This is a genomic window from Streptomyces sp. NPDC031426, assembly GCF_055581585.1.
Map to the genome: position 1 here is coordinate 58,167 of NZ_JBVIJE010000002.1, position 11,699 is coordinate 69,865.

Consider the following 11,699-nt stretch of genomic DNA (forward strand, 5'->3'; position numbering starts at 1 on the left):
GGTTCAGGCATCCGCCACCGAGTCGAACGGAACCTGCCCCCGCGCCACGCCCCGCGCGTCCGCGTCCACCGAGCGGCGCAGCGCCTCGTGCAGCTTCGCAGGAGTGAGCACGCCGAGGAAGCGCGCACCGTCCAGCACCGCGACCCACCCGGCGTCGTACTGGAGCATCATCCCGAACGCCTGCTTGAGCGGTGCGCCGACCGGCACCCACGCGGTCATCCGGCGGGTGTGGTCCCCGACCGTGCCGCCCCGCACCAGCTCGTCGATGCCGGCCCAGCCGTGCAGATCGCCGTGCGCGTCGAGGACGACGGCCCACCGGGCACCCTCGGCCCGCAGCCGCTCGACGGCACGTTCGCCCGGCTCGTCCACGCGGGCCACGGGCGGCTGCTGAAGATCGTCCGGCTCGATCGCGGTGACCGACAGCCGCTTCAGCCCCCGGTCGGCGCCCACGAAGGAGGCGACGTACGGGGTCGCGGGCGCCCCCAACACCGCGCCGGGCGTGTCGAACTGCTCGATCCGGCCCTGCCCGTACACGGCGATCCGGTCACCGAGCCGCACCGCCTCCTCGATGTCGTGCGTGACCAGCAGCACGGTCTTGCGCACCGCGGCCTGCATCCGCAGGAACTCGTCCTGCAACTGCTCGCGCACCACCGGGTCGACCGCGCCGAACGGCTCGTCCATCAGCAGCACCGGAGGATCCGCCGCGAGCGCCCGCGCCACCCCGACGCGCTGCCGCTGTCCGCCGGACAGCTGCTCCGGATAGCGCGGCCCGTGCGTCTTCGGGTCGAGCCCCACCAGGTCCAGCAGCTCGGCGGCCCGCGCCCGCGCCTTCGCCCGCTTCCAGCCGAGCAGCGCGGGCACGGCCGCGGTGTTGTCCAGGACGGTGCGATGCGGAAAGAGGCCCACCTGCTGGATGACGTACCCGATGCGGCGGCGCAGCCGCACCGGGTCGACCGAGGCGATGTCCTCGCCGTCGACGAAGATCCGGCCGGAGGTCGGCTCGATGAGCCGGTTGACCATCATGACGGTCGTCGTCTTGCCGCAGCCGGAAGGCCCGACGAGCGTGACGAGTTCGCCCTCGGCCACCTCGAAGGAGAGGTCGTCCACGGCCGTCGTGCCGTCCGGATACCGCTTGGTGACCTGCTCGAACCGGATCATGTCCGCACGCTAGCGGGGACGTGCGCGCGGCGCGCGGCGGTGGGGTCCACCGGGTGGCGCAGGCCGGACCCGTTCGGGGGTTGCGGCTCCCCGATCGGACCAAACCGGCGCGCCGCCCGCCGAAGCAGGTGATCAGCTGAATCGCGGCACACCTGTCACCGGCACCGGGGGACGGGCGACGGACAGCCCGATCGCCCCCGCCCCCGGCGTGGTGTGCGGCGGCGGCATCGGCAACCAGGGCACGCTGGCGAACGCCGATGAACCAGCCGAAGTGACGCCCCGTCAGCTCAGCAGGATCACTTCCAGTGTGCGCGGACCGTGCACGCCTTCCACCCGGTCCAGTTCGATGTCGCTGGTGGCCGAGGGGCCGGAGATCCAGGTCAACGGGCGGGCCGGATCGAGGCGTTCGAGGGCCTGCGGGACCGAGGAGACCACCTGTTCCGGGACTCGGACGACACAGATGTGGTGGTCGGGGATGAGCGAGATACGGCGCCGGCCCTGGTCGGGGGAGCCGTCCAGGACGATCGTGCCGGTCTCGGCGATCGCCACCGCACACCCCGTCACCACACTGCCCACCCGGTCCAGCCGCTGCGGCGTGCTCACCGCCCGGTCGTGGATCCGCACCGGGTCCGCGGCGGACAGCCACGCCGGTGGCAGCCCCGGCGGTACCAGCACCTCCTGCGAGCCGCGCCGGGCCAGCAGCCGCATCACGAGATGCGGCATCTCCTCGTCGGTGGCCCGGTGGACGACCGCCCGGTAGTCCGCCAGGTTCTCGGCCAGCAGTTCCACCGTCCGCTCGGTCGTGCGCGTCCCGTGCTCCCGCAGATAGTCCCGGCTCACGGCCTGCTCGTACGGCCTCTCGTCCGGTGTCACATCGGCGAGCGCCCGCCGCACCCGGCCCAGGATCCTGTCCCTGCTGCTCACTTGGCCCCGTCCTTTCCACCCTGCGTGCGCTGCCACCAGTCCCGGAAGGGTTCCGCCGGTACGGCGGGCAGGTCCCGGGTGCCGCTCCACGCCCTGCCCGGGCCCGGCAGGGTACGGGGGTGCAGCCGGCGGGTGCGGGAGGCGAGGCGCTGGCCGGAGCGCAGGGCCCCGGGGTGGGTGAACGCCCAGCGCGCCGCCCGCATGGCCGCCCGCTCGGCCGCATGCCCCTTGGCCGGCTTCAGCACCACCTTGTTGCCCTGCCGTACCGCCGGACCGCCCTCCACGACCCGCTCCCGCAGATGCACCAGCACCTCGGGGATGTCGATGGCGACCGGGCAGACCTCGTAGCAGGCGCCGCACAGACTCGACGCGTACGGCAGTGAGGCGTCGATTTCGCTGGCCGTGCCGCGGAGTTGGGGACTGAGGATGGCGCCGATGGGGCCCGGATACACCGAGCCGTAGGCGTGGCCGCCCGCCCGCTCGTACACCGGGCACACATTCAGGCAGGCCGAGCAGCGGATGCAGCGCAGGGCCTGGCGGCCGACCTGGTCGGCGAGGGTGTCGGTGCGGCCGTTGTCGAGCAGGACGAGGTGGAAGGTGCGCGGGCCGTCGCTGTCCGTGGTGCCGGTCCACATCGACGTGTACGGGTTCATGCGCTCGGCGGTGGAGGAGCGGGGGAGGGTCTGCAGGAAGACCTCCAGGTCCCGCCAGGTCGGCACGATCTTCTCGATGCCGACGACCGAGATCAGCGTCTCCGGCAGGGTCAGGCACATCCGGCCGTTGCCCTCGGACTCGACGACGACCAGGGTGCCGGTCTCGGCGACCATGAAGTTGGCGCCGGAGATGCCGACCTTCGCGCGCAGGAACTTCTCCCGCAGGTGCAGCCGGGCGGCCTCGGCGAGTTCGGCCGGGGTGTCGGTCAGACCCTCGGGAGCGGGCCGGCCCCACTCGCCCATCTCCGAGCGGAAGATGTCCCGGATCTCCCCCCGGTTGCGGTGGATGGCGGGCACGAGGATGTGCGAGGGCCGGTCCTTGCCCAACTGCACGATGAGCTCGGCGAGATCGGTCTCATAGGCGTGGATGCCTTCTTCGAGGAGCGCCTCGTTGAGCCCGATCTCCTGCGTGGCCATCGACTTGACCTTGACGACCTCCGATTCGCCGGTCTCCTTGACGAGTTCGGCGACGATCCGGTTGGCCTCGTCCGCGTCGGCGGCCCAGTGGACCGTACCGCCCGCCGCGGTGACCGACTCCTCCAACTGCACCAGATAGCGGTCGAGATGACGTAGCGTGTGGTCCTTGATCCGGCGGCCCGCCTCCCGGAGCGCCGCCCAGTCCTCCAACTCGGCCACCGCGCGGGCTCGTTTGGCGCGGATGGTGTGGGTCGCGTGCCGCAGATTGCCACGCAGGGTGGCGTTGTGCACGGCATCGTGCGCGGCCTTCGGAAAGGCCGGCATGCCGACGAACGTTCCGCTCATGCCGCCGGTTCCTCCTCCGTGCTCGCCAGGATCTCCGCGATGTGGACGGGCCGCATGCCGACCCGCAGTCGGCTCATGGTGCCGCCGATGTGCATCAGACAGGAGTTGTCGGCCGCGCACAGCACCTCCGCGCCCGTCGACTCGGCGTTGCGGACCTTGTCCGTGCCCATGGCCGCCGAGACCTCGGCGTTCTTCAGCGCGAACGTGCCGCCGAACCCGCAGCACTCCTCGGCACCCGGCAGCTCGACCAGCTCCAGGCCCTTGACCGCCCGGAGCAGCCGGCGCGGCCGGTCACCGAGCCCGAGGGAGCGCAGGCCATGACAGGTGGGGTGGTAGGTGACCGTGTGCGGGTAGTAGGCGCCGACATCCGTCACCCCGAGCACGTCCACCAGGAACTCGGTCAGCTCGTACGTCTTCGGCACCACCGGCGCCAGCGTCCGCGCCAGCGAGTCCCCCCGCCCCTCGGCACGCGCCCGCTCGCCCATCCGCGGATACAGCTCCCGCACCATCGCCCCGCAGGAACCGGAGGGAGTGACGACCGCCTCGTACTCGCGGAAGACATCGGAGAAGTGCCGGGCCAGCGGCTCGGCCTCATGCCGGTAACCGGTGTTGTAGTGCGCCTGCCCGCAGCAGCCCTGACTCATCGGGAAGTCCACGTCGACACCCAGTCTGGTCAGCAGCTTCACCACGGCACGGCCGGTGTCCGGATAGAGCGTGTCGTTGACACAGGTCAGGAACAGGGCGACACGCATCGCGGCTCCTCGGGATCGGTCATCGGACGAGTGCAGGGTAGTAGGCGAACAACGCCGAAGGGAGACCGCCGCTCACCGTGCGGCGAGGCGCGCCTCGGCCTCCCGCCAGCGCGCGCCGTCGCCACGCGGCGCGTACCGGGTCAGCGGCTGGGTACGGCTGAGCAGCCGGCGCATCGCGGCCAGGTCGCCGACCAGCCCCTGGGCACGGGCCTGGACCAGGACGTTGCCGAGGGCCGCCGCCTCCGTCGCACCGGCGGCCACGGGCAGCCCGCAGGCGTCGGCGGTCAGCTGGCACAGCAGCGCGTTGCGGGTGCCGCCGCCGACGAGGTACACCACGTCCACCGGATGGTCGGCCAGCCGCTGCGCGTCCGCGACGGCCCGCCGGTGGGCGAGGGCCAGTGAGTCCAGGATGCACCGGGTGACCTCGGCCCGGGTGACCGGCACCGGCTGCCCCGACGCCCGGCAGGCCTCGGCGATCCGTTCCGGCATCCGCCCCGGCGCCAGGAACGTCTCGTCGCCGGCGTCCACCACCGAGCGCAGCGCCGGCACGGCGCCGGCCTCGCGCAACAACACACCCAAGTGGGGCTCGCCCCACGTGCGTTGGCATTCCTGGAGCAGCCACAGTCCCATGATGTTGCGCAGATACCGGACCGTGCCGTCGAGCCCCAGCTCGTTGGTGAAGTTCGCGGCCCGGCTCTCCTCGGTGAGCACCGGAGCGGTCAGCTCCAGTCCGGCCAGGGACCAGGTGCCGGTGCAGATGTAGGCGAAGGGCTCGCCGGTGGCGGGGACGGCGGCCACCGCGGAGGCGGTGTCGTGCGAGCCGACGGCCGTCACCGGCACGGGACCGGTCAGCCCCGTGTCCTCCAGCACCTCCGGCCGCAGCAGCCCGGCCGGATCGCCGGGTTGCCGCAGCGGTGCGAACAGGCCGAGGTCGATTCCGAGCCGCTCGGCGATGCCGTACGACCACGTCCGCGTCCGGGGATCGACGAGCTGGGTGGTGGAGGCGTTGGTCAGCTCGGTGCCCTGCTCGCCGGTCAGCCAGTACGACACCAGGTCCGGGATGAGCAACAGCCGCTCGGCATAAGTGAGTTGACGCTTCTCGCGGGCGGCAGTCAGCTGGTACAGGGTGTTGAAGGGGGCGTACTGGATGCCCGTCGCGGCGTACAGCTCCCCGGCCGGCACGTTCGCCCACACCTTCTCCGCGACGCCCTCGGTGCGGGCGTCGCGGTAGTGCACCGGATTGCCCAGCAGGGCTCCGTCGGCGTCCAGCAGGCCGTAGTCCACGGCCCAGCTGTCGATGCCGACCGAGTCCACCGGGCCGGCCGCCCGCAGCCCGTCCAGGACACCGCCGTACAGCGCGAGGATGTCCCAGCGCAGGCCCTCGGGGGTGCGCACCGGGCGGTTGGGAAACCGGTGCGCCTCGCTCAGCTCCAGCGAGTCCGGGCTCACCCGGCCGACCATCACCCGCCCGCTGGAGGCGCCCAGGTCGACCGCGGCGTACGACTTCACGAGCCCGCTCATCGCAGGAACGCGGCCGCCACACCCGCGTCGACCGGGACATGCAGCCCGGTGGTGTGGGTCAGCTCGCCGCCGGTCAGCGCGAAGACGGCGTTGGCGACGTGCTCCGGCAGCACCTCCCGCTTGAGGATGGTCCGCCCGGCGTAGAACTCGCCCAGCTTCTCCTCCGGCACCCCGTACACCGCGGCCCGCTGCGCACCCCAGCCGCCCGCGAAGATCCCGGAGCCGCGCACCACACCGTCCGGATTGACCCCGTTGACCCGGATGCCGTGCTCACCCAACTCGGCGGCCAGGAGCCGCACCTGGTGGGCCTGGTCGGCCTTGGTGGCGGAGTAGGCGATGTTGTTCGGCCCGGCGAAGACCGCGTTCTTCGAGGCGATGTAGACGATGTCACCGCCCATCCCCTGCGCGATCATCACCCGCGCCGCCTCCCGTGAGACGAGGAAGGAACCGCGGGCCATGATGTTGTGCTGCAGGTCCCAGTCGCGTGCCGAAGTCTCCAGCAGCGGCTTGGAGATGGAGATCCCGGCGTTGTTGACGACCAGGTCGACTCCGCCGAAGGCGAGCACCGCCGCCTTGAAGGCGTCCGCGATCTGCTCCTCGGACGTGACGTCGACGGTGACGGCGACCGCCTTGTCCGGCCCGCCCAGCTCCTTTGCCACGGCCTGGGCGCTCTCGTCGTTCAGATCGGCGACGACGACACACGCGCCCTCGGCCACCAGCCGGTGCGCGATGGCCCTGCCGATCCCGCTGCCCGCGCCGGTCACCAGCGCCACCCGGGTCGCCAGCGGCTTCGGCCGCGGCATCCGCTGGAGCTTGGCCTCCTCCAGCGCCCAGTACTCGATGCGGAACTTCTCCGACTCCTCGATCGGCGCGTACGTCGACACCGTTTCCGCGCCGCGCATCACGTTGATGGCGTTGACGTAGAACTCGCCGGCCACGCGAGCGGTCTGCTTGTCCTTGCCGAAGCTGAACATGCCGACGCCGGGCACGAGCACGATCGCCGGGTCGGCGCCGCGCATCGCGGGGGAGTCGGGCAGGGCGTGCCGCTCGTAGTAGGCGGCGTACTCCTCTCGGTACGCGGCGTGCAGCTCCTTGAGCCGGGCCACGGCCTCCTCCAGCGGCGCGGACGGCGGCACGTCCAGAACCAGGGGGCGCACCTTGGTCCGCAGGAAGTGGTCCGGGCACGACGTGCCCAGGGCCGCGAGCCGTGGATGCTCGGCGCGGGCGAGGAACTCCAGCACGACGCCGGAGTCGTCGAAGTGCCCGACCTGCGCCTTGTCCCGCGAGGCGACGGCCCGGACGTACGGCGCCAGCGCCGCCGCCCGCTCCCGCCGCGCGGCCTCGGGGAGGGCCTCGTACCCCTCGATCACCGGCCCGAAAGGCTCCGGCTTCCCGCGCTCGGCGAGAAACGCCTCCGCGGTGCGGATGATGTGCAGCGAGTTGCGCTCGCACTCCTCGGACGTCTCACCCCACGCCGTGATCCCGTGCCCGCCCAGAATGCAGCCGATCGCCTGCGGGTTGGCCTCCTTGACCGCCGCGATGTCCAGCCCGAGCTGGAACCCGGGCCGCCGCCACGGCACCCACACCACCGTGTCCCCGAAGCACTCGGCGGTCAGCTTCTCCCCGTCGGCGGCGCAGGCGAGCGCGATCCCCGAGTCCGGATGCAGATGATCGACGTGCACGGCTTCGACAAGCCCGTGCATGGCGGTGTCGATGGAGGGAGCCGCCCCGCCCTTGCCGTGCAGACAGAAGTCGAAGGCGCCGACCATCTCGTCCTCGCGCTCGACGCCCGGGTATACCCCCTTCAGTGCCCGCAGCCGGTCGATCCGCAGCACGGCGAGCCCGGCCTCGGTGAGCGTCCCGAGGTCACCACCGGACCCCTTGACCCACATCAGCTCGACATCACCGCCGGTCACGGGATCGGTGGCGGTGCCCTTGGCGGACGCGTTTCCGCCGGCGTAGTTGGTGGTGCGGGGATCGGAGCCGAGCCGATGGGACCGTGCCAGAAGGGCGGCGGCTTCGGGGTGGGGTGCCATGATCGGTTCTCTTTCCTGCGTCGTCGGAGCGGGGCGGCGCTGCGGTCGCGTGTTGTTTGAATCGTTTCAGGAAATTAGTCGCATGGGTGCGCGGCGTCAAGATGTCGGCGCAGTCGGCCCCGGTGGGTGCACGGGGTGCGGGAATTCATTCTGGTCCTCGGCGTCATGGTGTATGAAACGTTTCATGACATTTCACGGTCGACGGCACGTATGGGCGCGGCGGCGTTCGCCGACGAGTTGGCCACGCGGGGCGCGAGGTGGGCTGGCGGAGCGAGGCCGGGACGCTCGTGGTCGACGTCCTCGTTCCGCCGCACCTTCCGGCGGCCGTACCGCGCGCCCGCCCGGCCGTCGGCCGCGATCCGGCATTCGTTCGCCGGCCTCGAATGCGCGCGGGGGTTGCTCAGGCCAGGAAGGCGGGCCTGAGCACCTCCTCGCACCACTGGCGGAAGCCGGTGGGGCCGGGCGGTGTGGTGCGGTGCTCCTCGTCGTAGGCGCCGTTGTTCTGGGCCACGGCCATGTCGGCCAGACCCTGCGCCCAGGCCTCGCTCGCCCCGTGCTCCAGCATCGTCGCGCGGTAGGCCTCGACCGGCACCTGCTGGAAGCGGACGGCCCGCTCCAGCACCTCGGAGACGATCCGGGCCACGCCGGCGGGGGACAGGGAGTCGGGGCTGACCACGGGCACGGCGCCCTGACCGCTCCACGAGTCGTCGAGCAGGAGCGCGGCGGCCTTCGCGGCGATGTCGCGGGTGGCGACGAGAGCGAAGGTGTCATCCGCGGGGTGGGGCCAGAAGAAGGCGCCCTGGTTCCTGATCGTGTCGAGCTGCCAGAGCAGGTTCTCCATGAAGCCCGGGGGACGCAGCGCCCGGAACTTCACGCCCGTGCCCGCGAGCAGTTCCTCGCCGGCCCGGGCCGCCGAGAGGTGGCCGGCGTTCCGCTCGATCCCGGTGCCCATGGTCGAGACGGCGACGACCCGCTGGACGCCGTGGCTGCCGATCGCCTCGCACGCCGACCGGGTGGGGTCCAGGACATGGTCCTCCACGCTCTCGGCGCGCGGGTCCGGGGGTACCAGCCAGAACACGGCATCCGCGCCGGTGAACGCCTTCATGACCACATCGCGGTCACGGTGTGAGCCCTGCACGACTTCGACCCGCTCGCGCACATCCGGGGCGAGCCGGCCGGGATCGCGCACGATCACACGGACCGGCTCCTCTGTGCCGAGGACACGGTCGACGACCTGCCGGCCGATCTGGCCGGTGGGAGTGGTGACGACAAGCATCAGGAAGCTCCAAGAGAGTTCGTGGGAAAGGCGGTTGACGCCACGCGGCACGAGCCGGCGTACCGGGAGACCGCCTGCGCCGATCCTGCGCCGAAGCCGCACCGCACGGAAGGACCGGTCGGATCCCGCTTGTTACCCTCAGGGACATACCGAACGGAGGTGCCAGATCGTGGAGTCCCGGTCACTGCGCTACTTCGTCGCCGTCGCGAAGGAACTCAACTTCTCCCGAGCCGCCGAACGGCTGGGCATCTCCGCCCCGCCCCTGTCCCGTGCCATCCGCCGACTGGAGACGGACCTCGGCGTCCGCCTCTTCGAGCGCACCACCCACAGCGTCACCCTCACCCCGCCCGGCCGTGTCCTGCTGGCCGAGGCCCGGATCGCCCTCGACGCGCTGCACGCCGCCGGCCGCCGGGCCCAGCGCGCCGCCGACCCCGAGCCCAAGCTGGTCCTGGCCGTGAAGGCCGACGGCGACGCGGGCCTGCTGGAGCCCATCCTGGCCCGCTACGCAACCGAGCCCGGAGCCCGGCCCGTCACCGTCCGGCTCTCCGGCTGGCGCGAGCAGGTACGGCTGCTGCGCGAGGGCGAGGCCGACGCGGCCCTGATCTACGAGCCGTTCGACCGGACCGGTCTGGACGCCGAGCCGCTGGCCGTCGAGGCCCGCCTCGCCGCTCTCCCGGCCGCCCATGCCCTGGCCGCCCGCGACCACCTCACCCTCGCCGACCTGGCCCTCCCGGGCGTCGAGCCCGGCCGCCTCGACGGCCTGGACCGCTACCTGGACACCGTTGTCGAGCGCCACAGGATCGCCGACCTGTCGCAACTGCTCACCCTCGTCGAACTGGGGGAGGTGGTGACGCTCCTGCCCGAGTCGGTCACGACCCGCTACCCGCGCCCGGGCGTCGTCTACCGCGAGCTGCCGGACACACCCCCGGTCACCCTGTCCATCGCCTGGCCCCAGCAGTCCCGCTCGACGGCCACGGCGGCACTGATCCGCGCGGCCACCGCGGTGGCCCCCGTCGGCGTGGCTCCCTGATACCGCTGTCAGGCCACGAGGCGAAGAGGCGGCCGGGCCGGGTGGGGCCGGCGGTCGCACGGGATGGTGTGGAGGACGTTGACGCGTCGTCGAGCCAGGCCGATCCGGGGACCGCTCCACGATGTACGACCCGACCAGCCGCCGGAGTTGCGGACCACTGGAGCCCGCCGAGCGGGCCGCCCGACCGCAGCCGCGGGACGAAGACCCGGCGCGGATTGATCACGGTCACCGTGATGTCGTCACGCTTCGTCATACGATCGGCCGCCATCACGCCGGCGTATCCGCCGCGGCCTGATCGGGCCGCCCCCCGCCTCAGGCCCCCCACCCCGCCTGCTGCCCTCCGACGCGCTCCGCGACGATGCTCTCGGCCCAGCCGGAGCGGCGGTAGGCGGCCATCGGGTCGGGGTCCAGCCCCAGCTCCTGTCGCACCTCGGCCAGCAGCGGCCGTACATCGGTGTTGTACGCGTCCATGAGCACGGCGTTCGCCCCGAGCACATCACCCTCGCGCTGGGCGAGCGCGAGCGCTTCCCGGTCGACCAGCAGGGCCTTGGCGGTGGCTTCCTGGACGTTCATGACCGAGCGGATGATCGCCGGGATCTTGGGCTCGATGTTGTGGCACTGATCGAGCATGAACGCGACGTCCGGCCCGAGCCCGCCCCCACGCACCACCTCGTACATGATGCGGAAGAGCTGGAAGGGGTCGGCGGCGCCCACCATCAGGTCGTCGTCGGCGTAGAAGCGGGAGTTGAAGTCGAACCCGCCCAGCTTCCCCTCACGCAGCAGCGTGGCGACGATGAACTCGATGTTGGTGCCGGGCGCGTGGTGGCCGGTGTCGACGACGACCTGGGCCCTGTCGCCGAGCTTGAGACAGTGGGCGTAGGCGGTGCCCCAGTCCGGGACGTCGGTGGCGTAGAAGGCCGGCTCGAAGAACTTGTACTCCAGCAGCAGGCGCTGTCCGTCGCCGAGACGCTCATACACCTCGACCAGCCCCTCGGCCAGCCGCTCCTGCCGCGCCCGGATGTCGTCCTGGCCGGGGTAGTTCGTGCCGTCGGCGAACCACAGCTTCAGGTCCCTGGACCCCGTGGCGTCCATGATGTCGACGCACTCCAGCAGATGGTCGAGCGCCTTGCGCCGTACCACCGGGTCCGCGTGGCAGAGGCTGCCGAGCTTGTAGTCGTCGTCCTGGAAGGTGTTGGAGTTGATCGCCCCCAGTGCCAGCCCGCGGTCCTCGGCGTACTTGGCCAGCGCCGCGTAGTCCTCGACCTTGTCCCACGGGATGTGCAGGGCGACGGTGGGGGCCACGCCGGTGAACTCGTGCACCTTCGCCGCGTCCTGCAGCTTCTCCCAGGGGTCGCGCGGCACGCCCGGCTGGGCGAACACCTTGAAACGGGTTCCCGAGTTCCCGTACGCCCACGACGGCGTCTCGACGGCCTGGGTCTTGAGCGCGGCCTTCACCGCGGCGAGGTCGGTCACTGCGCGACTCCTGGTGATTTCGATCGTAACGACGAAGCTTGGTGAAACGATTCA

The 11,699-nt window shown here is 71.8% G+C and carries 9 protein-coding genes; 1 reads left to right on the plus strand and 8 read right to left on the minus strand.

Annotation, left to right across the window (positions count from 1 at the left end; translation table 11 throughout):
- Window positions 1–3: 3 nt before the first annotated feature.
- From ACZ5NH_RS03290 to ACZ5NH_RS03320, 7 genes are all read right to left on the minus strand, one after another.
- Window positions 4–1,158, minus strand: a complete 1,155-nt coding sequence (locus tag ACZ5NH_RS03290) for an ABC transporter ATP-binding protein (protein ID WP_468772754.1) — start codon at window positions 1,156–1,158, stop codon at window positions 4–6.
- Between the two features lie 282 nt (window positions 1,159–1,440).
- On the minus strand, window positions 1,441–2,082 hold the full coding sequence (locus ACZ5NH_RS03295) for a LutC/YkgG family protein (protein ID WP_468772755.1): 642 nt from the start codon (window positions 2,080–2,082) through the stop codon (window positions 1,441–1,443).
- A complete protein-coding gene (locus ACZ5NH_RS03300; RefSeq protein WP_451555924.1) occupies window positions 2,079–3,557 on the minus strand; it encodes a LutB/LldF family L-lactate oxidation iron-sulfur protein in 1,479 nt (492 codons plus the stop codon). The genes ACZ5NH_RS03295 and ACZ5NH_RS03300 overlap by 4 nt, the downstream gene beginning before the upstream one ends.
- Entirely contained in the window at window positions 3,554–4,309 is a 756-nt protein-coding gene (locus ACZ5NH_RS03305; RefSeq protein ID WP_468772756.1) for a (Fe-S)-binding protein, read from the minus strand. Before ACZ5NH_RS03305 ends, ACZ5NH_RS03300 begins: the two co-directional genes overlap by 4 nt.
- A gap of 72 nt (window positions 4,310–4,381) precedes the next feature.
- On the minus strand, window positions 4,382–5,830 hold the full coding sequence (locus ACZ5NH_RS03310; protein WP_468772757.1) for a rhamnulokinase: 1,449 nt from the start codon (window positions 5,828–5,830) through the stop codon (window positions 4,382–4,384).
- Window positions 5,827–7,866 carry a bifunctional aldolase/short-chain dehydrogenase gene (locus tag ACZ5NH_RS03315; RefSeq protein ID WP_468772758.1) on the minus strand — a complete coding sequence of 680 codons (2,040 nt, stop codon included), beginning with the start codon at window positions 7,864–7,866 and terminating at the stop codon, window positions 5,827–5,829. The genes ACZ5NH_RS03310 and ACZ5NH_RS03315 overlap by 4 nt, the downstream gene beginning before the upstream one ends.
- Window positions 7,867–8,266: 400 nt before the next feature.
- A complete protein-coding gene (locus ACZ5NH_RS03320) occupies window positions 8,267–9,142 on the minus strand; it encodes an NmrA family NAD(P)-binding protein (protein WP_468772759.1) in 876 nt (291 codons plus the stop codon).
- Between the two features lie 169 nt (window positions 9,143–9,311).
- On the opposite strand from ACZ5NH_RS03320, the gene ACZ5NH_RS03325 reads away from it, so the two are divergent.
- Window positions 9,312–10,172 (plus strand): LysR family transcriptional regulator, encoded by an 861-nt coding sequence (locus tag ACZ5NH_RS03325; RefSeq protein ID WP_468772760.1) that lies wholly within the window; start codon window positions 9,312–9,314, stop codon window positions 10,170–10,172.
- Window positions 10,173–10,484: 312 nt separating this feature from the next.
- Here ACZ5NH_RS03325 and rhaI read toward each other — a convergent pair whose 3' ends face one another.
- The gene (gene rhaI / locus ACZ5NH_RS03330; RefSeq protein ID WP_468772761.1) at window positions 10,485–11,645 is read right to left on the minus strand and encodes an L-rhamnose isomerase; all 1,161 of its coding nucleotides are present in this window, start codon (window positions 11,643–11,645) and stop codon (window positions 10,485–10,487) included.
- Window positions 11,646–11,699: the final 54 nt, after the last annotated feature.